We start from the raw sequence: 24,537 nt of genomic DNA, 5'->3' as shown, positions 1-24,537 counted from the left end.
AAAGTTTTAAAGATAAGAAAAGCTAACCCATTCGCTAAAGCAAAGGCGAATGGGTGCTTTTTTAGAAGTTATCTGCAATGGTTTGAATTTGTTGTTTAGCTAATTGTGGTGTTGAAAAGGATTGAATGAGATCGGGAAGCCGATCGTAATCGGTTACTTGGTTTGCTTTAATTAATTGTTGATCGACTGCTAATTCAGCTTTATTGGCAAATGCAACAATGGTATGGATGTATTTTTCTTTTATATTAAAGTGTTTTACTAAAGTGGAAGTAAGTGTTGCGTGTTGTTTAATTGGATTTGGAAACGTTTGTTTCTGTTTCTTTAGTTGACAGGTCCATTCCTGATCGGATGAACTACCATAGATGGTACCGTGTTGGTTTACACGTTTAATGATGAAAATACCGTAAACGGAGAGAACAACATGATCAATTTGATTTTGATCGTCTAGCTTAACATTCGAAAGGGTTTGGTAAATATCTTGATCGAGTTTCTGTAGCTTTTGTTCAACGTAACGTGAACCGACCTTTTTTCTTAATTTTGTGTATAAGCCGCTTAGTCCAGTAATAATAGCTAAACCAACAAATACTTCAAGCCCAGACATATTGAATCCTCCTTATTATATTAAAGAGTTAGGCGAGTCTTCTTTGATCAAAAAATGGAGCCACCGATTGATGCGTATCTCGATGACTCTATTTTAGTTGTTAAATATTATTACGATTTAGTGCTTCTTGTTTTGTCGATACTTTTTTCTTTGTTTCTGTCCCTTCAGATTTTGACTTATCAAAAACGACTAAAAATGTTTTTAAAATAATCAGTAGGTCTAACCAGAAACTGTAATTCCGTATATAAAATAAGTCGAATCTAAGCTTGTCTTCTGCTACGGTTGTATATTTTCCCATCACTTGCGCATATCCGGTGATGCCAGGTTTTACGCGATTTCGATAGCCATAATGATAATGTTCTTTTAACAGTTTGTTAATAAAGAATTCTCGTTCAGGTCTTGGTCCAACGATTGACATATCACCTTTTAACACATTGAAAAACTGTGGTAATTCATCGATGCGTGTCGCTCGAATAAACTTTCCGACCTTAGTGATACGATCATCATTCGTTGAAGCAAGAATTGGCCCTGTATAAGACTCGGCATCACTGATCATCGAACGGAATTTGTATATGGTAAAGGGCTTGTCATCTTTACCGAGTCGCTCTTGTGAATAAATAGCAGATGCTTTTGGGTCTTCCAATTTAACAATGATTGCCATCACTAATAGTAAAGGTGAAATCACAATCAGAACGAGTAAAGAAAAGACAATATCAAATAATCGCTTGATGAATGTTTTCTCCCAAGTTAAACCAAACGGCTTAACCCCCATGACAAGCGTATCATCCAACGGTGAAGTCGTTGCCCGTTGCAAAACAAGCTCATATAAGGTTGGAATAACATAAACTTCCTTGTTATGCTCCATGGCATGGTAAATCACTTGTGACTTTAGTTCCTTAGAAATATCTGTGCATAAAATAATGTAATCAGAATTGATCACCAATTGCTTGATCCCTTTCATATTGGACCCTTCTTTAACACAAGTTATTTCTGAGCGTTTTAGCATCGGGTAATTGATTTTGGTAATCAGTTGTTCTGCATTTGTTTCATTACCGATAATCAGGAACTTACCAACTACTTTTCTTCTTGTTAGCTTAAGGAAAACAGCTTTAAAAACAAACAAATAGACAACCATAAACAGTGTCGAAATGACAATGACAGAACGTGGCATGGCAAACGCTCGAAATAAGTATGAACTTGCCATCGTTAGGAACGTCAGCATGGTCACGACAACAAGAATTTTTCTTATTAAGTCGGTCAGGGTTTGTTTCCCATCAATAATATAAAGCTCATAGACGGATATTAGAAATAAGCCAATAACGATGATCCAAGGTAACAATGAAATAAACGCATCCCAATTTGGATCAGGAAAGTCAAAGTATCGTATATAAAAGGCACTTACATAGGCAGCTAAAATACAAAAAATATCGCCAAGCATTAACAAGAACTTTTGTGTTCTTGAGTTATTAAAATTCACTTTTTCTCGGCTCCTTTCAAAGTTACGGTTTCATATGTTTAATGCGTGTAGTGATTAATAGAAAAAGATTCACCCTTTATTATAATACTTGTATTGCTATTATCCAACTAGAATCTCAAAGTTATTAAAAATTTGCTGACTTGCAATCAAATGACTATAATGAAGATATCAAGTGTACAGCTAAAAAATGAGGGTGAGAATAATGAATATATTAGTAACAGGCGGGGTGGGCTATATTGGTTCACACACTTCCGTAGAATTGCTAAATAACGGACATGATGTGATTATTATTGATAACTTGTCAAATAGTAAGAGAGAAACGGTGGGGAAAATCGAACAGATCACCCAAAAAAAGATTACCTTCTATCAAGGTGATGTCACAGACAAGCAGGCGTTGGCAAAGATTTTTCAAGCCCATCACATTGATGGTGTGATCCACTTTGCGGGATTAAAAGCTGTTGGGGAATCTGTCGACAAACCGCTTCTTTATTATCAAAATAATTTAATAAGTACAATGGCACTTGCTGAAGCTTGTTTGACATATGAGGTTAAACAATTTGTTTTCTCGTCTTCAGCAACGGTCTATGGTGATCAGACGTCGCCGATGCATGAAACAATGCCATTGTTGTCAACAACCAATCCTTATGGCGAGACTAAAGCAATGAGTGAACGGATATTACAGGATGTGATCAAAAAACATCGTAAGTTATCTATTGTTTTATTACGCTACTTTAACCCAGTTGGTGCCCATTCAAGTGGTTTACTAGGTGAAGATCCAAGTGGTATTCCTAATAACCTTGTCCCTTATATTACAAAGGTGGCTAAGGGTGAATTAGAGAAGTTATTTGTCTATGGAAATGATTATGATACGGTAGATGGAACCGGGGTACGTGATTATATTCATGTCGTTGATTTAGCGAAAGGCCATGTGGCTGCTTTAGAAAAGCTCAAATCCGGTTTGGAAATCTATAATTTAGGTACGGGAAAAGGTACTTCTGTACTGGAAATGATTGAAGCGTTTGAAGCTGTTAACGGCATATCGATTCCATACCAAATTACTGAGCGCCGACCAGGTGATATTGCGACTTGCTATGCAGATGTGTCAAAAATTAAAGATCAGCTTGGCTGGTCCGCGACATTAAAAGTAGAAGATATGCTTAGAGATGCTTGGCAGTTTGAGCGACAACTTTAAATCATTAAATGGAAAAGCTTTAGTATGTAAGTATAAATAACACTATCTTCGGTCATGATAAGAACATAAGTTCGTATATTGAGTTTTGTTCTATCGATGATAATTGGAATATTGACTCCATCATATTCCATGCAGGAGGTGGTGATCTTTATGACCATTTATGAGACGTTTATGGTGCTCATTGGATTTGGTACGTTCTTGATAGCTTGTCTATCTTTTGTTTTACGTTAAGCACATACAGTTATGAAGTGCTCAAAGAAAGAGGAAGTTTAACGGTTATAAAGGGGCTGCATGGCTTACATGCAAGTCCCTTTGCTTTTTACCTTCACCATATATCAATGCCATCCTTCCTAAATTGGGAAGGTGAGCACTTTCTTTGTTTTTTAAAAGTCCGAATAAAATAGCTTTGGTTATCAAAACCAACATCCATTGCGACTTCTATGATTTTTTTATCCGTTTTTTTCAGTAATTCACAGGCTTTATTAATTTTGATCGAATTGACATATTGAATCGGTGTCATACGCACAATCGATTTGAAAAAGCGACTAAAATGGCCTTCACTCATTTGTGCTTGCTCAGCAAGTTCAGCTATCGTTATCTGCTGATCAAGATGGTTATCAACATACTGCATAATGGCTTTAATAATATTTAATTTATTTGCGATTTCTGGCGATACATGAGGTGCGTTTTGTGAATTATCACGAAGAAGATCAGCTAGAATTAAATACAAATAGCCTTTCACTTCCATTTCAAAACCATACGCTTTATTGAAATAAGTATCGAGTAATTGCTGCAATAGTCCTTTTGCTCTTGATGTTTGCATTCGTTTAAATGGCGGAAAGTCAATAGCATGTAAGTGATCAAGGTATTCATTATCAACTAAGTCAAATGTAAAGCTTTTGATTAAGTTCATGTGAAAAACAATCGCATGCAACTTGAATGACCTTCCTTTTACTGGGTAAGCACCATGTAGTTCTTCGCAGCGAATAGAGCAAATATCCCCTTGCTTCAAATGGTAGCGATTGGTGCCAACTTGAAATGTTATTTCCCCTTCCTCTAAGTAAAGAAATTCAAATTCAGGATGCCAATGTAAATTAAAGATCACCTCACCATCTAAATAGTCGACCGTGTACACTCGAATCGGGAACATCGTATCACCGTGCATCCGATTTTCTAACAAAATGGAGTCTTCCATCATTATCCTCCAAATAAAATATCATAATTGTGCAACAAAAGATTGTAATTGTACAATAAAATCTCTTATTCAGTCAGTATAATATTAAATATAACGAAATGAAAGGGTTTTCAAAAAAGTTAGTGAAAAAGTTTTGTTAGGAGGATAAAATGAAATTTACAGATGGTTTTTGGTTAACAAAACAGGGTTATCAGATTAATCATCCGTATATGGTTAGAGATTTCAATATTTCCCGGGAAAAAGTGACTTTATACGCTCCATGTCAATACATCGCTCACCGAGGAAATACGTTAAATGTTGCTTCATTAACCATTGAGATCAGTTCACCACTGGCGGATGTATTCCAGATTAAAGCTTGGCACCATAAAGGGGCGATTACCCCCAACCCTGCATTTGAGCTAAATAAACAGGAGCTCGCTTTAAACGTCGATCAACAGGATGATTATTTGGAGATTAAATCCGGTGAGACAGTGGTTAGGGTTGAATATGATCCTTTTCACATCTATTTCTATGACCAGAGCAAACAATTAACTGAGGTTAATCTAAAAGGTCTTGCATGGATTGAAGGACCTGATCAATCCACTTATATGCGTGGTCAATTAAATTTAGCTGTAGGTGAGCAAATTTATGGTCTAGGTGAGCGCTTTAGTCCATTTATTAAAAATGGGCAAGTCGTTGATATTTGGAATCAAGATGGGGGGACGAGTTCTGAACAAGCATATAAAAATGTACCATTCTTTTTAAGTAATCAAGGGTATGGGGTATTTGTCAATCATCCGGAAAAAGTGAGTTTTGAAGTAGGGATTGAAGCTGTTTCAAAAACACAATTTAGCTTAGAAGGTGAGGTGTTAGACTACTTTGTCATCAATGGTAAGGATTTGCAAGATGTCTATCGCAATTATACAAGCTTAACAGGTAAACCTGCTCTACCTCCCGCATGGTCATATGGCTTGTGGTTAACGACTTCATTCACAACGAACTATGATGAAGAAACAGTAAATCATTTTGTTGATGGTATGGCTGAAAGGGATATTCCTTTACGTGTCTTTCATTTTGATTGCTTTTGGATGAAAGAGTTTGAATGGAGTAATTTTGAATGGGACCGTGATGCATTCCCAGAACCTGAAAAAATGTTACAGCGTTTAAAAAAGAAAGGTTTACAAATTAGTGTATGGATTAATCCATATATTGCAGAAAAGTCGAAGTTATTTGACGAAGCTGTCGAAAGGGATTTTTTACTGAAACGCCCTGATGGGTCGATCTGGCAGTGGGATTTGTGGCAAGCAGGAATGGGGATCGTTGATTTTTCAAATCCAAAGGCCTGTGCATGGTACCAGCAAAAATTAAAAGCATTATTAGATATGGGTGTAGATACTTTTAAAACCGATTTTGGTGAGCGGATCCCGACAGATGTTGCATACTATGATGGTTCTGATCCAAACAAAATGCATAACTATTATAGCTATCTTTATAATAAACTTGTTTTTGACTTGTTAAAAGTAGAACGTGGTGAACATGAGGCTGTCTTATTTGCACGCTCTGCAACAGCAGGTGGTCAACAGTTTCCTGTTCATTGGGGTGGCGATTGTGATGCCACGTATGAGTCAATGGCTGAAAGTTTAAGAGGCGGCTTGTCGCTTGCCTTGTCTGGTTTTGGCTATTGGAGTCATGATATTGGTGGTTTTGAGAATACGTCTACTCCCGATTTATTTAAACGATGGACAGCGTTTGGGCTCTTATCGACCCATTCGCGATTACATGGTTCGACATCTTATCGTGTCCCTTGGGTGTTTGATCAAGAGGCGGTTGAGGTCACACGTCACTTCGCCAAGTTAAAAAATACGTTAATGCCGTATTTATTTGGACGATCAGTTGACAATCATCAAACAGGTTTACCGGTCATGCGCCCGTTGTTACTTGATTTTTCTGAAGATTTGACGACACATTATCTGGATCGTCAATATATGCTTGGTTCTTCATTATTGGTTGCACCTGTCTTTAATTCAGATGGAGAAGCATCCTATTATTTACCTGAAGGTAAGTGGACGCACCTATTAACAGGTGAAGTTGTCAAAGGTGGGGGTTGGCATCATGATCAATATGACTACTTTAACTTACCTTTGTATGTAAGGGAGCATACGATCTTAATCACAGGTTATCGTGATGATGTACCCGATTATGATTATACCGATCACCCGACGTTTACACTTTACCAATTGCAAGAAGGGAAGCAAGCACATGCAGTGCTTGTTGATCAAAAGGGTAATAAAAAAGGTCAAGTGACCGCCTATCTAAATAATCAAGTGATTTCTATTGAAACAGACATGGAAGCTTTACATTATCAAATCGTTTGTCATGATCAAGACATTCAATCATGTACAAGTGGAGAATTAAAGCAAAATCAAGCTGGGCAGTCTGTTATTTCTCTTTATGGTTCACAGAAACTAGAGCTTATTTTGTAAGTTTACTTATGAACTCAACTTTCTCAACTAAATTTTCAGGTTCAGTCAAGATAGCCTAAGGGTAAACCGCATATTAAATATAGGCGTTGCCTTTGAATATAGGTTTTCGACTCGCAGATGAGATATGTTCCGCTTTTCGTGGGCGTGGCTTGAGCTACGTTTGAAAGTTGAGTTATTAGAAATAGGGCATACGTGTATGACGCGTATGTTAGAAATGTAAAATAAGTGGTAAGGGGAAGCGGTAGTTCATCTTTTTGGCGAAGTTTATATTCATTTAGGAGGGTGTTTATAATGAAGCGTTTATTTACATCAATAGGGATTTTAAGTTTAACATTACTAATAGCTGTAGGATGTGGATCAGGTGACAATGGGGGTGCTGACGGTGAAGAGGTTACGATTTCTGTTTTTAACATTAAAGTGGAAACACGCGATCAATTGGAAGCGCTAATCGCTACCTATGAGGATGACAATCCACATGTCAATATCGATTTAACAACGGTTGGTGGAGGGGAAGATGCCCCTTCTGCTTTACAAGCAAGATTTGCATCTGGTGAAGATCCTAATATTATAACGCTCGGTGGTCTTTCAGACGTTGAGACCTATCAAGATTATTTGACTGATGTTTCTGATATGGCATCAGCACAAACCGCTATTGAAGGCACACTAGAAGGTGCAACATTAGACGGCACGCCATATGGTATCCCATTAAATATTGAAGGATTTGGCTGGATGATCAATCGAGAAATTTTCAATCAAGCTGGTGTTGATCCAGACGCGATTCATTCCTATCAAGATTTTGTTTCAGCAGTAGAAACGATTGATAGTCAGAAAGAAGAATTGGGATTAGAGGCTGTCTTTGCTTTTAGTGGTGCAGAAGACTGGGTAGTTAGCCAATTTAGTGCCCATTTTAGTTCGGCAGAATTTAACCATAGTGTGATCGATGCGTATGAGGCAGAATCATTAACTTATCAGTATGGTGAACGTTTGCAGGATTATACAGACCTTATTAACCAATATAATGTTCAGCCGATTTTATCATTAGATTATAGTACGTCAGTGGAAGATTTATTTGTCAATGATCGGGCAGCCATTATACACCAAGGGAATTGGATTATCCCAACATTAATGGATATTGATCCAGATTTTGTTACAAACAAATTAGGTATTCTCCCACTCTTTATCGAGTCAGATGATCAAGGTGTTATGGCGGCTGGGCCATCGTGGTTCTGGGGGGTTAACGGGCAGAAGTCGGAGGCAGAAATTGAAGCATCGAAAGACTTTCTAGATTGGATGTATACATCAGAGTATGGAAAAGAAATGATCATGACTGATTTCCGCTATATTCCTGCACACGAGGACTATGATCCAGATTTAATTGAAGATGAACTGTCACAAGAAATCTATCAAACATTATTAAATGATCAGACAGCAATTTGGGCTAACAATCTCTACCCGGATGGTTTCTTTAATACCGTCTTGTTCCCAGAGTTCCAGAAATATTTAAACGGTGATATTAGTTGGGACGACTTTAAAGAAGTGACAAGCACACAATATTCACAGATGCGATAATAGCTTGTGAAGTCGGAGTAGTTGCGCTTCGACTTCAGCTCTTTCTTTAATATTCTTAACCTAGTAAACGGATAAAGTTTAGCTATGATAAAAAGATAAAAATGTTTTTACAGTGTGACCACAGATAATGTTTGTTAAAGCTCTCCTCATAATAGAGAATAAAACGCATCTATTCAGGTGGGCGCTAACGGACGTGATCTCCTGATTCACTTAACTAACAGTTAGTGGGAGCAGAACGAACCGCCCTACTGATAGAAGGTTCGTTTTATAAAAAATGGGTAACGGAAGCAATTGGTGTTGGGGGAAGGTTAGATCTTAATTGACAACAAGAACGATTTCGATGCCCTCCGCTTAAGTGTGCATTCGAATTCTCTAAGGTGGTGTAAAGGTGAAATTCAAACAATCGACATATTGGTTATTTTTATTGCCGTGTTTACTTGCGATTACGTTCGTCATTATTGTGCCTTTTTTACAAGGTATCTATTATTCACTTACAGATTATAATGGTTTTCAAATTTCAAGCTTTGTAGGCTTTGATAATTATCGTCGTTTATTTACAGATCAAAATTTTTTAAATAGTTTGCGTTTCACAGCAGGCTTTTCAATTGCTTCTATAATTGGAATTAATGTTATTGGGCTTGCTTTTGCTCTATTAGTCACACAGAAGTCAAACAAAGTCAGTACTGTGTTTCGAACCATTTATTTTATGCCTAACTTGATCGGCGGTATTATCCTCGGTTTTATTTGGCAGTTTATCTTTATTCGTGCATTTGATGGTCTCGCCCAATTGACAGGATGGGGGATTTTTAGTGACTGGTTGGCTAGTACCCGAACGGGATTTTGGGGATTGGTTATCCTATTTGTTTGGCAAATGAGTGGTTATATTATGGTTATCTATATTTCATTTTTAAATAATGTACCGCAAGAATTACTTGAGGCATCAACGATTGATGGTGCTAATGCGTGGCAACGTTTTCGTCATGTTAAATTTCCGCTTATTGCGCCAGCGTTTACAATTAGTCTTTTTTTAACATTATCTAATGCTTTTAAAGTGTATGATCAAAATATGGCATTAACGGGCGGCGGACCGTTCGGTTCAACTGAAATGGTAACGATGAATATTTACAATTCCGCTTTTATGACGCGAGAGATGGGCTATGCTCAGGCTAAAGCGGTGATTTTCTTGGTTATTGTCGCAACCATTTCTGTGATTCAGATTTATTTCACACGTAAGCGGGAGGTCGATTTATAATGAATGGTAAAAGCTATTCTCGTTACTCGTTTATGATCATTGGCGGATTAACCTCTTTATTATGGATCTATCCCTTTTATCTTGTGATTGTCAACTCTTTCAAAACAAGAGGTGAAATTTTTACAAGCCCATTGAATTTGCCAATCGATGCGACGCTAGCTAACTATCCGGTCGCTTTTGCAAGACTAGATTTTATTCAAAGCTTTTTCAACTCTACTATTGTGACTGCAGGTAGTATTGCTTTAATTGTCTTTTGTACGTCTATGGCTGCTTATGCTTTATCAAGACGTCCATCAAAGACAAGTTCAATGATCTACTTTATTTTTGCGATCTTAATGCTTGTCCCGTTTCAATCGATTATGATTCCACTTATCGCAATATTCGGCAAGGTGGATATGCTCAACCGAACGGGTTTGGCTATTATGTATTTAGGATTAGGCTCAAGTTTGGCGATTTTTTTATACTTTGGTGCCTTAAGAGGTATACCTAAAGCTTTGGATGAGGCAGCGATTATGGATGGCTGTAATAGGTTTCAAGTCTATTGGTACATTATGTTTCCAATGTTGAAGTCAACAACAGTTACCGTTATTGTCTTGAATGCGATTTGGTTTTGGAATGACTATTTATTACCATCACTGGTCATTAATCGAGCAGGTATGCACACAATTCCACTAAGAACGTTTTACTTCTTTGGAGAATATTCAAGACAATGGAATTTAGCTTTAGCAGGATTAGTACTTGCGATTATCCCAATTATAATCCTTTATATGTTTTTACAAAAATACATTATTAAGGGGATTTCGGATGGGTCTGTTAAGTAACTCGCTAAGGAATAACTTCGTCTTGCCAAATCAATCATGCAGTTGTATAAAAAAATGGGGCAATGTCCATTACACAATTGAATCAAAGACATATACTACTGGTGAAATGACTTAAAGGAGGTTGTTATCATGAGTGGTTGCCACACACCTGCTCCTACTGGTTTCGGTGGAGGTTTTGCGCTTTTAATTGTGCTATTCATTTTGTTAATTATCATTGGAGCGTCATTCTATGGCGGATGGGGTTATTAAGTTCTAAGTATATGAACAAAACAGCCTTTGAAACAAACCTCTTTTCATATTGAAAAGGGGCTTGTTTTCTGGTGATGGATGGTAGGTTGGACGATAAAGTTGAAAGTTAAGTACTGATTAGACAAGCTTTTGTTATAGGTTATGTTTTAATTCTTGCCTAGCTCTTTTCATAGGAAGTACGTTAATGCACGATTTTGTGAAAACAGAAACCGTTCTGATTGTCTTGGAAAATAAGTCTGTTAAAGGACATGACAAAACGGTTGGTTAGCGACTGGAAATTATGATATATTTTCAATATCACAATTGATTAGTGTTTTTTCCTCCATTTTTTGTTATAATAATAGTAACAACATACGTTTATAAAGAGTGGATGAGAGAACTGGCTCTATGACTCCACGGCAACCTGCTTGTGTAAGGTGCCCCGACCAGCAAAGCTTAAGTGCTTTGGATGATGACAAATACGTAGGAACTGCACCTCTTTTATCATCCATGAAAGAGGTGTTTTTTTCTGTTCGTCACTCTTTAACGTTGTTGTAAATAATAAGAAGGAGTGATCTTATTGGAACGTATAAGTGTTAAGGAGCAACAGATATTATTTGAATCCGTTATTGGCGCTGTCGCTCAAATTTTTGCCGAACTAGAGGAAGATTACAGCTTTGATTTGAGGAAATCACCTTATGAACAGGATATTTACCAGCTTGTGATTATAGACGATTGTTATCGTCACTTTAAACTTGCTTTATCATTTGAACATATTAGACAATTAAGTCAACAAGAATCTGGGGCACTTGAGCGATTCATTCGTCGCCATCTTAATAAGCAAGGCTTTTACTTACCGGATGATCCTCTTTACACAGCATCCAATTACGCAAGTGGTGAATAATATTAAAAGAGAATGTTTAAGCATTCTCTTTTTTTTAATGGTATAGATGATTAACCATTCAAGACACAAAACACGACATCACTTCTTTAAACTTAACCCGACTTCTTTATTTCTATGAGCCTATATACAATTTAACTTTTCTTCGCTATCATAAAGGTATAATAGAAATCGTAGCTGAAGATGGGGGTCATGTTGTGGACGGACGCATGCGTAAAATGTTGATGAAGTTGGCGGAATCAAACCGGCCTGTCACAAGTAAAGAGCTAGCTACAGAGTTACAAGTGAGTACAAAGACGATTCAAAATAATATGAAATCGATTCATGAGCTTATTCCTCCTGATGTTGCAGAAGTTGTATCTTATAGAGGGAAAGGCTATCAATTACATATTTTGAATCAGCAGTCCTTTAAACAGCATTTAAATGATAGCGATTACATACATGAGTGCGAAACATTTCAAGATCGTGTTCATTACATCATGGAGCGGTTACTCATGACTTGTGATTATATTAAATTAGAAGCATTAGCTGATGAATTGTTTGTGACAAGATCAGCGTTGAAAAATGAATTTAAAGAGGTAAGGCGCATTCTTGATAAATATAACTTATCATTAGAAACGAAGCCTTATTATGGGACAAAGATTGTCGGTTCAGAGTTTAATATTCGCTATTGTATCTCTGAATATATCTTTAATCAAAAAAGCGATTTGATTGAACATGATGAAGAATGGGTTGAAATCATTTCTTTTGAAAAATTGTCGGAAATAAAGGAAGTTGTTTTGGGCAAGTTACGTATTAACCGGATTTACATTTCAGATATTAGCTTACAGAACTTAATCACACATATTGCCATTTCATGCAAAAGAATTGAAGATGGTTATAGTATTTCTGATTCGGTTAAAACGATTGATGGAGATATATTAAAGAGTAAGGAATATCTTGTTGCCCTTGATATTATTCATGAACTTGGGAATCGGTTCTCGATTATTTTTTCTGAAGAAGAAGTGCTCTATTTAACGATGCATATGCAAGGGACTAAACTGGTGAATCCAGTTGCTGAGTCAGATGCGTTAAAAGAAGTTATTGATCAAGAGATTGACAGACTTGTTAGTTGTTTGCTTGAGCATATTAATAATAAATATGGATTAGACTTCTTGAGCGATGAGGATTTAGTAAAAGGGTTAGCCTTACACCTCAAGCCTGCTATTAATCGCTACCGTTATCAGATGAATATTCGAAATCCGATGTTAGAAGATATTAAGGGACAGTATCCCTTCTCTTTTGAGATCGCCTTAAGTTGTTCAAAAGTAATTAAAGAACTGATGGCAGTTGACATTGACGAGAATGAGGTGGGCTACCTTGCTCTACATATTGAAGCTGCCCAAGAACGCCAACAGTATTTATACAATCATGCACCACGGTGTTTAATTGTGTGTGCCACAGGCCTTGGTACAGCACAATTATTGCTTTATAAGTTAAAACGTGAACTTGGCAATAAATTAAATATTGTCGGCACAACCGAATATTACAATCTATTTAACGAAACGTTGACAGACATTGATCTAGTGATTAGTACAATTTCTATTAAAGAGAAATTAGATGTACCCGTCGTGCATGTAAGTACGATTTTAGGAAATCAAGATGTTAATAAGATTGAAACGCTGCTCATAGATGGTTTTAATACGGTTAATCTATATTTGCGTGAGCCATATATCTATTTGAGAAAAGATTTAAAAACGCAGGAGGATGTATTGAAATATATGGTTAACGACCTCGTTCAACATCAATTGGTGAATCAATCTTATCTTCCATCTATATTGGAAAGGGAAAAGCTTTCAACGACGGCATTCGGAAATCTTGTCGCCATCCCTCACGCCATTGATCCGCAAACGTCTGAAACATTTTGGTCGTTAATGACATTGGAAGATCCGATTCAATGGGGTGGTAAGCCGGTTCAATTGATTTTAATGCTTCATATCATGAAAGCGAATAAAACAGACTTACAAAAAATGTATCAAGTGATTATGCAATTATTAAATAATAAAGAATCGGTTCAAGCGCTACTTCGTTGTAAAAGTAAAAAACAATTACAAATGTTGATTCGCCAGTTGTAGACAAAGGATAAGCAATATCCTTTGTCTTTTTTTCGGTTGCCAACGGAAAATCCGAACCTACAAATGTATACGCTTACATAATAAAATGTAGTTAAGAGATAAAAAGGGGGACGAAAAATGGAACTATATGAAGAAAGTTTTACATTAATTTTACATGCAGGAAATGCAAGCTCAAAAGCGCAGATGGCTATTCAAGAAGCGAGAGAACACCAGTTTACTGAAGCAGAAAAACTGATTGAAGAAGGTGCTCAAGAATTACGCCTTGCACATGATAGTCAAACACAGTTGATTCAAAAAGAGGCGAATGGTGAACCAACAAAATTGAGTATTTTATTGGTTCATGCTCAGGATCACTTAACAACAGCGATGATTAACATCGCCCATGCAGAAGAGTTCCTTCATATCTACAAACAATTAGCAGGATTAAAAAAGGAGGAGAATGAATAATGAGAATTATGTTAGCATGTGCAGCTGGGATGTCGACAAGTATTTTGGTTTCGAAAATGGAAGAAGCAGCAAAACAACAAGGTAAAGACTATAAGATTTGGGCGATTGATCAAAGTCTAATTGAAGAAGAACTTGGTAACTTCGATGTGTTATTGCTAGGTCCTCAAGTGCAACATACGAAGCGGAAGGTGACGCGATTAGTTGGCGATCTTGCCCCTGTTGCGGTCATCAAACCTGTTGATTATGGAAGAGGAGACGGTGCAGCCGTTCTGCAATTTGCAGAAGAATTGATAGAAAAGGGGGAATAAACAAATGGCCTTTGTCGAAAAATTTTCTGATGGACTGAACCTTGTAGCAGAAAAAGTTGATGAAAATAAATACTTAAACGCAATCAAAACCACATTTACGATCTATTTACCATTCATTATTATTGGTTCATTTGCTTTACTATTTAACACGATTTTAACAAGTGAAACGACAGGTCTTGCTCGCATTGAGTTCTTTAGTTTTTTAACAGGTATTGCACCCGCCTTTAATGCGATTAACTTTGCAACGATGAATATTATGACTTTGGCGATTGTGTTTATTCTCGGGATGACACTTGCTAAGCGGAATAAGCAGAATGAAATGCTCTGTGGGCTTATTTCATTAACGGCTTATGTAACCGTGATCCCACAAAGCTTAACACATGTACTTGAAGGTGCTGAAGAAGTGATTGCTGGCTTGCCAGTAGGTGGTATTAATGCTTCCGGTCTATTTATTGGTATGATATTAACGGTTTTAGTTGTTGAATTATTTAGTAAGTTGATTAGTTTTGATAGATTAAGAATTAAAATGCCTGCTCAAGTGCCGGCAGCGATAGCAAATTCATTTAATGCCTTGATTCCAATGATGATTACGTTATTGATTACAGCAATTGGTGGACGGATTTTCGTCAATATGACGGACACCTACATTAATGAATACATTTATGAAATTTTACAAGCACCATTAGAAGGGTTATTCCAAAATCCAATCGGTATTATGTTTATCGTATTTATTAGTCAGCTATTCTGGCTTTTAGGAATTCATGGTGGATTGATTGTTTCACCGATTCGAAACCCATTAGCGATTGCTGCCTTAGCAGCTAATATTGCTGCTGTTCAACAGGGTTTGGAACCGACACAATCTGTAACGATGGGATTTTGGATGGTGTTTGTTGTACCAGGTGGTGCCGGTTTAACACTCTGTTTAATAATTGCGAGCTTAATCAGTTCTAAACGAAAGGATCATCGAGCCATCTCTAAGACAGCACTATTGCCTGGTCTATTTGGGATCAGTGAGCCGGTCGTATTTGGGATGCCGCTTATTTTAAATCCAACTTTTGCGATTCCGTTTACATTAGCCTCCGTTATGTCAACAGGTATCGGCTTATTCGCCATCAATATTGGCTTTATTACACCGAATATAGTTGACGTACCGTTTGGTATTCCGCTTGGTCTTAGTGCATTTCTTGGCTTCGGTCTAAACGGTGTCATTGTTCAATTGATCATTCTTGTTTTAGGTACATTATTCTATATTCCATTTGTTTGGTTGGCTAACAGGCAAGCGAAGTTAGACATGGCTCAATAAATAACACAGGGGGACTATTCATGACAAAAAATTATTTTCCAGACGATTTTCTTTGGGGAGGTGCGATTGCAGCGAACCAGGCTGAAGGTGCATGGAATGAAGATGGTAAGGGGATGTCTGTTGCAGATGTGGCAACATTCAAACCCAAGGTAGCAGTAGAGAATTATAAAGCGCAATGGCATGTTGGACTCGAAGATATAAAAGCCGCAAAACTTACAGATGATACGGTTTATTACCCTAAACGACGTGGAATTGACTTTTATCATCGCTATAAAGAAGACCTAGCTCTTTTTGCTGAGATGGGTTTCAATGTCTTACGGGTATCGATTGCTTGGACACGACTATTTCCAAATGGGAATGAAGACACACCGAATCCCAAAGGGTTAGCTTATTATAAAGCGCTTTTTACTGAGATGAAGCGGCTTAACATTGAACCTCTTGTGACTTTATCCCATTATGAGATGCCATTGTATTTAGTTGAAGCTTATGATGGTTGGGCATCACGAGATGTGATTGATATGTTCGTGAAATACTGTAAAGTGGTTTTTGAAGAATATAAAGGATTAGTTAACTATTGGCTAACGTTTAATGAAATTGATAGTGTGTTCAGACACCCTTTTACAACTGCAGGGGTGGTAGAGGAGAAATATGCGGATAAGAAGCAAGCAGAAGAAGCGATTTATCAAGCCTTGCATCACCAATTTGTTGCTGCTGCTTTAGCTAAAAAGCATCTTAATCTAATCATCCCAGATGCAAAGATGGGTTGTATGTTAACGAAAGTTGTTCACTATCCTGAAACATGTAATCCTGAAGATATTCTACTCGCACAACAAGAAAATCGCAACAACATGTTTGCTTCTGATGTGCAAGTGCTAGGTGAATACCCGACACATGTTTTGAATTACTTGGATGATCAAGGGTTTAATATTACGATGACGGATCAAGATTTGAGCTTAATCAAAAATTATACCGTGGATTATTTATCGTTAAGTTACTATATGTCTATCGTTACCTCTATTCATGCAGATCAAAGAGAAAAGGTGAGCGGGAACTTAACAAGTGGTGTGAAAAACCCCCACTTAGCCACTTCAGAATGGGGTTGGCAAATTGATCCAATTGGTCTGCGTGTAGGTTTAATTGATTTATATGATCGTTATCATGTCCCTTTATTTATCGTTGAAAACGGGATGGGTGCTAAAGATGAGGTTGAGCAAGATGGGTCAATTAATGATGATTATCGCATTGATTATTTTCAATCACATCTTGAGCAAATGCATTTAGCGATTAAAGATGGTGTCGATCTAATGGGCTACACTTCATGGGGGTGTATTGACATTGTTAGTGCATCAACCTCGCAGATGACTAAACGTTATGGTTTTATCTATGTTGATGCGGATGATTATGGGGAAGGAAGTTATCAGAGAAAGAAGAAAAAGTCTTTCTATTGGTATAAGAAAGTCATCGAAACCAATGGGGCAGATTTATCCTAGATAACCGTCGATAAAAATCCACCTCAAAATAGAGAGTAGAGCAAACTTATTTAGCTTGATAATAACGGGCGCTAATGTCCTGTTTGACTCAGCTAACAATCAGTCGGTGTGTGAGACCGTAGACTAAGACCACCACGTCTTTAAGTAGGATTACAGACTAAGATCGCCATGTCCTGTGGCCACGTCTGCATGATCTACGACCGTAGCCCTCCATCCACTGATTAAAGGATCATTTTATCTAGTTTTAAAAAAAATTTTAGCATAGGGCAGTTAGCTCTATGCTATTTTTTTGTACCTAAAGGCGAATAAGGATAAGCGAATCGTTAGTTTTCTCATGTGAAGATCATTTAGTGCGTTAAACAACTGCAGTAACAAGTTAACTAATACACCCTCATTCAATAAACCTAGGTCCTCTGACCTTAGTTGAGATTTAACCAGTAAAACTCCCCTACTTTAGTCATATTCAAAAATTAACCATTAAACCTGTATAATGGAAGGGTGTGTTTATTACAAATAACCGTCTCAAAATAGAGCGTAGAGATCGTCTATATGGGCAGGAGCTAATGGAGCGCTAATGCCTGATTTACTCACCTACTGATTGACAGTGCGTTTTATTATAATGAAGGGAGCATCTTACATGGGAAATTACAATGCGGATCGTGATGAATTAAGCCAACGTCTACAGGAATATGAGGATGTAGCAGAAGCGTGGAATGAAAGGCAAGCTCAGTTCTCAAGAAGCTATGGGGGAATATATGATAGGGTTAATATAGAAACGGATATGGAAAAAAATGCCGTTAAGAATTTTTGGAATGGCATGGTGAGTGCAGATAAGAACGCAGCTGAGGGATTTGAGCAAGTCACGCATGGTTTATCCAATTTAAATACGACAATGGATGCGTTTATTGAGGAGTTAGGGTCAGGTGGAGCGAATTTGGATAAATTGAATTTAACACGGCTACAAGAAGCTGTTTTCTCTGATGATGCTCTCTTTGCTAACATTTTAGCAAAGATGGAAGCAGGGGTTTCCATGACGTCTTCTGAACAAGAACTTTTGTATCAATATTTGCAAAATCACTATTTAACAGATGAGAAAAGGGAGCAAATTAACGCTCTTATTGACATGTTAACAGAACAAAATGTAGATGAACTGCAATCCCATTTGAATCATCATGTCCTTGTTTCTGAAGAAGCGTTAATTACTGAAATAGCTCTTATTGAAGCTTACTTATATAGTGGAAATATGAGAGTGACTGATCATATGAAGGTGGAATCGGATCGATTAGGTTTTGATGAAATAGATTATGTGAAAATAATGAAAATGTATAAAAAATTGCTAAAAGAATACAAAAAAAATATAGAACAAATTAATCTTGAAGGTGAGAAACTGCCGTTTTTAGTAAGGGTTAATGATCTTTCATTAGAAGAGGTAAATAATCGAGTACATGTTATAAATTCAGAATTAATAGTTAGCATCTCTAAATATGCTGATGAAGAGTTTAGAGAAGTATTTCTTGATATGGAACTTCCGTTTCCAAATATGGTATTGATTGATGTTAATGTCAATTATTATATGGGTGATAATGCGGTGTCAAACTTGAATAGAGATGATACTGCTGAGATGGAGGCATATAAGCGTAAACATGCGACTTACTTTATTGGTGGCAAAGTTATGGAATTGGCTACGGATATTACAACAAAATCAGTATTTCAACCTGTTGTTATGATAAATGAATACCAAATAGAAAAACAAGAGTTAAACAAACAAATTACAATTGGAAATGCCGTTTCGAGTGCATCCAATTTAAATATGGAAATGTTAATCGTAGAGAGTGGCGATTTTATTGAATCTAATACGTGGGTAGAAGTTTTACCGACTAATTCAACATACACTATTTTAGAGCGGTGGGAACAGACACATCAGATGAACTCAGATATCCCATTTCCAAAGGAATATATAAATGAGCAGCAGTGGGATAAGGTGAGTAACTTTTATAATGATTCTACGGATCAGTTTGAAGCAGTGCATCGCGATTTAAGTGACTATATTAAATCTGGTTATTTATCAGAAGAAGTAACTATTGAAGATATGATTAAAAATAATGTGGAATAGAGGATGGTGAGTTATGAAGCTTTCATTAAAATATAAAGTGCTAACAATTGTTATATTATCCATATTTATTAGTGCTTTTCTTTATTATTTTGGAACAAAAGCTAGACAGGAACAAGCCACTGGTGAAGCATTAAAAGATTACAGTTATATCGCACGTGAATATGCATTAGATGCGATTTATAAAAGTACAGAGTTTCCGGTAGAAGTTGAGCTATATCCGTCAGCGCATACAGAAGCGATTCTTGAGCGATGGAAAGCTATTTCAGATCGTTACCCAGAACTGGACTATCCTGAATCAGCGATTGAAGCTAGAGATTGGATTGAGGTGCATAAGGCGTTTGAGGATACGGACTTACTAAATGGTGTAATCAGAAAGATGTATAAGGACGCAACCGTTACCTCTGAGGGTTTAGGGGTGAGTTATATCACTTTACTTGATTATATTTTTTACCAAAAATATGAGGCCTCAAACATTGAAGATGTAGTCATTGATCTGGGGATCGAATCACCTAGGGAAGAAGAATAATTTCAAAAGAAATAGCTAGTCTATGGGAGGGATCGCGTTGAAAAAAAGAATCATAGTGATTATTGTAACAGTTATCACACTGCTCACTATTGCCGGTTACCTAATAACTGAACGATTAAATGCTTATCAAGATATTGAAGAAGTCATTGAACAAGAGTTCCGTACCTTAAGGCAATATGTCGAGGATGTCTATGCGATTGAATTTCTAGATGACGATCGGGCCTTGGTTTTTTATAGTTGGGATTTCCCAGCCTTTTATAATTTCGGTGTGATGGAATTAGAAAAAACGTGGCAAGGTTGGCAATTTGTTGAAGCAATAAGCAATCGGATGGAAAGGAAACGCGCTTGGTTAAAGGGTGTATATGCTGAAATTGGTGATCACGTTATTTTAAGAGGACCAACATGGGCAAGTGTAGATAAGATTGAAATTATCACTGCGGATGGGAGAGAGTATATCCCAGAGCTTGGTAGAGCAGCAGAGTGGCAGATGTGGTATCTAATTTTAGAAGATGAGCCCTTTGAAGAAGCGACATTTATTTTATATGACAGTGATGGTGAAGTGCTTCATGAAGAAGTGCTTGAATTTGACTTGAATTGGCCGGAGTGAAGGTAAAGCATTTTAAATTTTAGAGCAATCAAACAAATAAATAGAATCAGAGGACTTGGTAACTGATGTTTGGTTACTAAGTTTTTTGTATGGCATAGGATTAATTTCTTAGCTTCTTTACATAAATGGAAATATCATACTGAAGATGTTGAGGATGAATGAAGTCGCTACATTAAGTCTGGATAATTATCAGAAGAAGCAACCATTGAAAATCTGACTAAAAATAATGTGGAATAGAGGATGGTGAGTCATGAAGCTTTCATTTAAATATAAAGTGTTAATGATTGTTGTGTTATTAATGTTTATTGGTATTTTTCTTTATTATTACGGAATAAAAGCTAGACAGGAGCAAGCTGTTACTGAAGCACTAATTGATTACAAAAATATGACGCGTGAATATGCATTAGACGCAGTTTACAAAAGTAAAGAGGTTCCAATTGAAGTCAAGCTATATCCGACAGCACATACCGAAGCGATTCTGAATAGGTGGAAAGCAATCTCTGACCGCTACCCTGAGCTTGACTATCCTGAGGCAGCGATCGAAGCAGAAGATTGGCTTACAGTGGAAGAGTCACTTGAAGATACGGATGTACTGAAAGAAGTAGTGGATCAAATGTATGAGGATTCAACGATACCTCCAGAAGGAGCAGGGGCTAGTTTTACAACTCTTTTTAACTATATTAAGTACCATCAATATGATACGACATATATTGAAGAGGTGTTGATTGATTTGGGGATAGAACCCCCTAAAGAAATAGATTAATATGAAAGACTAGCTTATCTATTGGAGGGGATCGTGTGAAAAAAAAGAAAGTAATAATAGTTACAATGACTATTGTCTTGCTAATCGTTGTCAGTTACTTTGCTTTTCAATTAGTAAACCAAAATCAAGATATTGAAAAAGCTATTGAACAAGAGTTGTATGAATTAAAGCATACTGTAGAGGATATCTATGCGATTGAATTTCTAGATAATGATCGAGTACTGGTTTTCTATAGTTGGAGTTTTCCGGATTATTCTAATTTTGGTGTGATGGAATTAGAAAAAACGTGGAGAGGTTGGCAATTTGTTGAAGCTGTTAGTAACCGAATGGAAATGAAAAACGCTTGGTTAAAGGGAGTATATGCTGAAATTGGTGATTATGCTATTTTAAGAGGACCCACGTGGGCAAGTGTAGCTAAGATTGAAATTATCACTGGTGATGGCAGAGAATATATCCCAGATCTTGGTAGGGCAGAGTGGCAGATGTGGTATCTAATTTTAGAAGATGAGCCCTTTGAAGAAGCGACATTTATTTTATATGACAGTGATGGTGAAGTGCTTAAGGAAGAAGTGCTTGAATTTGACTTAAATTGGCCAGAGTGAAGGTAAAATACTTTTAATTTTTAGAGCAATCAAACAAATAAATAGAATCAGAGGACTTGGTAACGGATATAAAGTTACTGAGTTTTTTTATTATTAATAGATAAAATAACCCTTGGTATAAAAAGATTTAATGTGTAAAACTGGATGGATAAGGTTAAAAGCTTTTGTCATATGTGCTTATTATAAAATTTGATTTTTATATTACCTGTGCAACCATAAGAGATTATGAATCGTCGAATAGATAAAATGAGGGGAGGGTAATAAATGTCTGATATTGACATGATCGATCAGTCAATCACGTTTGAATCAAAGGTGCAATGGTTTGAGGAAATTATGGATACATATGGGACAGCTATTCAAAGACTTGTCTTTACTTATGTAAAAGAGTATTCAACTGCAGAGGACTTAACACAAGAAATTTTCTTAAAGGTCTATCGAAAAATACATACCTTTCAACATGATTCAAGCTTAAAAACATGGGTATATCGTATAGCCATTAATCATTGTAAAGATTATTTGCGAAGTTGGTATTGTCGCCATATTGTTGTAAATGATCAAGTTGATCATCACGCCGTTAGCGATGGGGTGAGACCGGATCAACAGCTAATAAAGAAGGTGGAAGAAGAACATTTAGTACAACTCGTGTTTACACTACCTGTTATTTATCGTGAAAGCATTTATTTATATTATTATGAGGATTTAACGATTAAGATGATTAGCCAACTTACGGGAGCTAAAGAGAACACTGTAAAAGGAAGGTTGAAGCGAGGCAAGGCGTTATTGAAAAAACAATTAGAGCAGGAGGGGTATCATGAAGGATCCTTTAATTAATTTAAAAGCTGCAATGGATAAAACGGTATTTAGTGAAGTAAACTTCTCTGATCAACAAAAAAATCGCACATTGGATTTGATAGAGACAATTGATGATCAACAGCTTGAATTATTTATTTTAGCTGCTTTACACCAGACTGATCAATCTGGATATGACTTAATTTGTTGGTTTGAAAAAGAACCGCAATTACAACCTTTGTTAAATGATGAAGGCAGATTATATATTATCTTGCATCAATTAGAGCAGAAACAATGGATTGGATCGACATGGACAAGTGAGAAAAGGCCGATAAAAATTTATCATTTAAATAAATTAGGAAAAAAACAGCTGTCGATGACCAAAAAAGAAACGGATGACGTGCTAAGTCATAACGCTTGGCAATTGAATTTTAAAGGTGGATGGTAACGATGACAAACAAGATGGATTCCTATTTAGACAGAGTTGTCAGTGCTGTTCGTTCAAAAGAAGCGAAATATGTGATAAAAGAAGAATTACGCACTCATATTGAACAGCGTAAATCTGTTTATATAGATAAAGGTCATGAAGAAGAAGAGGCGGAAACCTTAGCAATAGCGCGAATGGGAAACCCAACAACTATTGGAAAGGAAATGGCATTAATTCATCGACCTAGAATAGATTGGGTTACAATAGCGCTCTTTATCACGGTGCTCTTGCTAGGTATACTAATATTTAGTTTTGACTCATTTATAGAATATAACTATTATGGTAAAAATCAATTGATTTTTAGTTTGCTCGGTTTGTCTATGGCGCTGCTGATGATGTTTAGTGATTATCGTCTAGTCAGGAAATATTGGTATATATTGATTGGAAGTGCATGCGTTCTTTCGTTCTGGATGCTGTTTTCAGGCGAGATGAGAAATGGAACCTATTATATAGAGTTGCATTTTGTATCATTGACGAGCTGGACAATAAGTTTGCTCTTTATCCTTGGTTTCACCGGCTTCTTGTATAGTAAGACAAAGGGAGCAAAGTTGCTTTTGCTTATTTCTCTTTTTTACTGGTTTCCAATTATTGTTTTTGTTAAGACAAACTACTTATTTCTTGTCATCGTCTATTTAATTGTGTTAACGGCGATTCTTGCATTATCGCCTTTGTCAAAGAAATTTCGTTTAGTATCCATTGGAACACAACTTTTCATTTTGATGATGACCTTAGCTATTACGTGGTTTAATTTATCCCCTTATTATGCAAGTCGATTGAGTGGCTTTGTAAGTCCGGAAAACTATCAATCAGATTATGGCTACATATACATGCAGGTGCAAGGATTATTAGAACAGGCAACGTTATTTGGAAGTGAAGCGCCTTTAGAGGGTTTCTTTAATATCCATACGGAACTTATTTTTCCGTATCTTGTTTATCGGTTTGGTTGGCTATTTGGAGCGGTTGTTTTATTTTGTTTGACAATCTTTTTATATCGACTTGCTACCATTGCCTATCGTACGAATGATCCATTTGGCCGCGCTATTGTTGTCGCTAGTGTTGCTGTTATTAGTGTAGCACTTATATGGAACCTCGCCATGGTTGTCGGCTGGTTACCGATCACCAGTACTCCTTTACCGTTTATTAGTTACAGTGGTCAGTTAAACATGATGTTTTCAACTTATATTGGTTTGATTCTGGGTGTTTATCGAAGGAAAGATCTTGTCAGCAAAAATGTTCTCACTTAAATAGTCAGACAGGAACAGGTGTAATATACTGATTCCTGTTTTTTTG

At 36.7% G+C, this 24,537-nt stretch carries 24 protein-coding genes and 1 riboswitch; of the genes, 21 read left to right on the top strand and 3 right to left on the bottom strand.

The annotated features are described in order from the left end of the window. Window positions 1-61: 61 nt before the first annotated feature. Window positions 62-601: a nuclease-related domain-containing protein gene (locus B494_RS0103355; protein ID WP_017470952.1), complete on the bottom strand. Its 540-nt coding sequence runs from the start codon at window positions 599-601 to the stop codon at window positions 62-64. Window positions 602-701: 100 nt separating this feature from the next. Continuing rightward, the gene (locus B494_RS0103350) at window positions 702-2,078 is read right to left on the bottom strand and encodes a sugar transferase (protein WP_017470951.1); all 1,377 of its coding nucleotides are present in this window, start codon (window positions 2,076-2,078) and stop codon (window positions 702-704) included. Between the two features lie 202 nt (window positions 2,079-2,280). Between B494_RS0103350 and galE the strand changes: the two genes are divergently transcribed. Further along, window positions 2,281-3,270, top strand: coding sequence for a UDP-glucose 4-epimerase GalE (gene galE, locus B494_RS0103345; RefSeq protein ID WP_017470950.1), 990 nt, complete (start codon window positions 2,281-2,283; stop codon window positions 3,268-3,270). Window positions 3,271-3,366: 96 nt separating this feature from the next. Further along, entirely contained in the window at window positions 3,367-3,501 is a 135-nt protein-coding gene (locus B494_RS21700) for a putative holin-like toxin (RefSeq protein WP_420884335.1), read from the top strand. A 94-nt stretch (window positions 3,502-3,595) separates the two neighbouring features. On the opposite strand, the gene B494_RS0103340 is transcribed toward B494_RS21700, so the two are convergent. Continuing rightward, entirely contained in the window at window positions 3,596-4,465 is an 870-nt protein-coding gene (locus tag B494_RS0103340) for a helix-turn-helix transcriptional regulator (RefSeq protein ID WP_017470949.1), read from the bottom strand. Window positions 4,466-4,614: 149 nt separating this feature from the next. On the opposite strand from B494_RS0103340, the gene yicI reads away from it, so the two are divergent. From yicI to B494_RS0103240, 19 genes are all read left to right on the top strand, one after another. After that, the gene (gene yicI / locus B494_RS0103335) at window positions 4,615-6,927 is read left to right on the top strand and encodes an alpha-xylosidase (RefSeq protein ID WP_017470948.1); all 2,313 of its coding nucleotides are present in this window, start codon (window positions 4,615-4,617) and stop codon (window positions 6,925-6,927) included. Between the two features lie 291 nt (window positions 6,928-7,218). Beyond that, window positions 7,219-8,496, top strand: a complete 1,278-nt coding sequence (locus B494_RS0103330) for an ABC transporter substrate-binding protein (protein ID WP_017470947.1) — start codon at window positions 7,219-7,221, stop codon at window positions 8,494-8,496. A gap of 388 nt (window positions 8,497-8,884) precedes the next feature. Next, window positions 8,885-9,748 carry a carbohydrate ABC transporter permease gene (locus B494_RS0103325; protein ID WP_017470946.1) on the top strand — a complete coding sequence of 288 codons (864 nt, stop codon included), beginning with the start codon at window positions 8,885-8,887 and terminating at the stop codon, window positions 9,746-9,748. Further along, window positions 9,748-10,569, top strand: coding sequence for a carbohydrate ABC transporter permease (locus B494_RS0103320; RefSeq protein WP_017470945.1), 822 nt, complete (start codon window positions 9,748-9,750; stop codon window positions 10,567-10,569). Before B494_RS0103325 ends, B494_RS0103320 begins: the two co-directional genes overlap by 1 nt. Window positions 10,570-10,698: 129 nt before the next feature. Then, window positions 10,699-10,818 (top strand): YjcZ family sporulation protein, encoded by a 120-nt coding sequence (locus tag B494_RS20410; RefSeq protein ID WP_017470944.1) that lies wholly within the window; start codon window positions 10,699-10,701, stop codon window positions 10,816-10,818. 354 nt (window positions 10,819-11,172) lie between these two features. After that, a riboswitch (SAM riboswitch) is annotated at window positions 11,173-11,276 on the top strand. Between the two features lie 101 nt (window positions 11,277-11,377). Next, a complete protein-coding gene (locus tag B494_RS0103305; protein ID WP_017470943.1) occupies window positions 11,378-11,701 on the top strand; it encodes a hypothetical protein in 324 nt (107 codons plus the stop codon). Window positions 11,702-11,895: 194 nt separating this feature from the next. Further along, window positions 11,896-13,812 (top strand): BglG family transcription antiterminator, encoded by a 1,917-nt coding sequence (locus B494_RS0103300; protein WP_017470942.1) that lies wholly within the window; start codon window positions 11,896-11,898, stop codon window positions 13,810-13,812. A 117-nt stretch (window positions 13,813-13,929) separates the two neighbouring features. Continuing rightward, window positions 13,930-14,259 (top strand): PTS sugar transporter subunit IIA, encoded by a 330-nt coding sequence (locus B494_RS0103295; RefSeq protein ID WP_017470941.1) that lies wholly within the window; start codon window positions 13,930-13,932, stop codon window positions 14,257-14,259. After that, window positions 14,259-14,567 (top strand): PTS sugar transporter subunit IIB, encoded by a 309-nt coding sequence (locus B494_RS0103290; protein WP_017470940.1) that lies wholly within the window; start codon window positions 14,259-14,261, stop codon window positions 14,565-14,567. Before B494_RS0103295 ends, B494_RS0103290 begins: the two co-directional genes overlap by 1 nt. A 4-nt stretch (window positions 14,568-14,571) precedes the next feature. Beyond that, window positions 14,572-15,870 carry a PTS sugar transporter subunit IIC gene (locus tag B494_RS0103285; protein ID WP_017470939.1) on the top strand — a complete coding sequence of 433 codons (1,299 nt, stop codon included), beginning with the start codon at window positions 14,572-14,574 and terminating at the stop codon, window positions 15,868-15,870. A gap of 20 nt (window positions 15,871-15,890) precedes the next feature. After that, window positions 15,891-17,360 carry a glycoside hydrolase family 1 protein gene (locus B494_RS0103280; RefSeq protein WP_017470938.1) on the top strand — a complete coding sequence of 490 codons (1,470 nt, stop codon included), beginning with the start codon at window positions 15,891-15,893 and terminating at the stop codon, window positions 17,358-17,360. Between the two features lie 637 nt (window positions 17,361-17,997). Further along, window positions 17,998-19,473: a hypothetical protein gene (locus tag B494_RS0103275; protein WP_017470937.1), complete on the top strand. Its 1,476-nt coding sequence runs from the start codon at window positions 17,998-18,000 to the stop codon at window positions 19,471-19,473. A gap of 13 nt (window positions 19,474-19,486) precedes the next feature. Further along, window positions 19,487-19,999, top strand: a complete 513-nt coding sequence (locus tag B494_RS0103270) for a hypothetical protein (RefSeq protein WP_017470936.1) — start codon at window positions 19,487-19,489, stop codon at window positions 19,997-19,999. 37 nt (window positions 20,000-20,036) lie between these two features. Beyond that, entirely contained in the window at window positions 20,037-20,606 is a 570-nt protein-coding gene (locus tag B494_RS0103265) for a hypothetical protein (protein WP_017470935.1), read from the top strand. A gap of 250 nt (window positions 20,607-20,856) precedes the next feature. Further along, entirely contained in the window at window positions 20,857-21,369 is a 513-nt protein-coding gene (locus tag B494_RS0103260) for a hypothetical protein (protein WP_017470934.1), read from the top strand. 35 nt (window positions 21,370-21,404) lie between these two features. Next, the gene (locus tag B494_RS0103255) at window positions 21,405-21,971 is read left to right on the top strand and encodes a hypothetical protein (RefSeq protein ID WP_017470933.1); all 567 of its coding nucleotides are present in this window, start codon (window positions 21,405-21,407) and stop codon (window positions 21,969-21,971) included. A gap of 264 nt (window positions 21,972-22,235) precedes the next feature. Then, window positions 22,236-22,802, top strand: coding sequence for a sigma-70 family RNA polymerase sigma factor (locus B494_RS0103250; protein ID WP_017470932.1), 567 nt, complete (start codon window positions 22,236-22,238; stop codon window positions 22,800-22,802). Continuing rightward, window positions 22,783-23,208, top strand: a complete 426-nt coding sequence (locus B494_RS0103245; protein ID WP_017470931.1) for a helix-turn-helix transcriptional regulator — start codon at window positions 22,783-22,785, stop codon at window positions 23,206-23,208. The genes B494_RS0103250 and B494_RS0103245 overlap by 20 nt, the downstream gene beginning before the upstream one ends. Before the next feature lie 2 nt (window positions 23,209-23,210). Then, window positions 23,211-24,491 carry an FtsW/RodA/SpoVE family cell cycle protein gene (locus B494_RS0103240; protein ID WP_017470930.1) on the top strand — a complete coding sequence of 427 codons (1,281 nt, stop codon included), beginning with the start codon at window positions 23,211-23,213 and terminating at the stop codon, window positions 24,489-24,491. Window positions 24,492-24,537 lie beyond the last annotated feature (46 nt).

The sequence above is a fragment of the Amphibacillus jilinensis Y1 genome (genome assembly GCF_000306965.1).
Classification (GTDB): domain Bacteria; phylum Bacillota; class Bacilli; order Bacillales; family Amphibacillaceae; genus Amphibacillus_C; species Amphibacillus_C jilinensis.
This window is presented reverse-complemented; position numbering and strand designations above follow the sequence as displayed.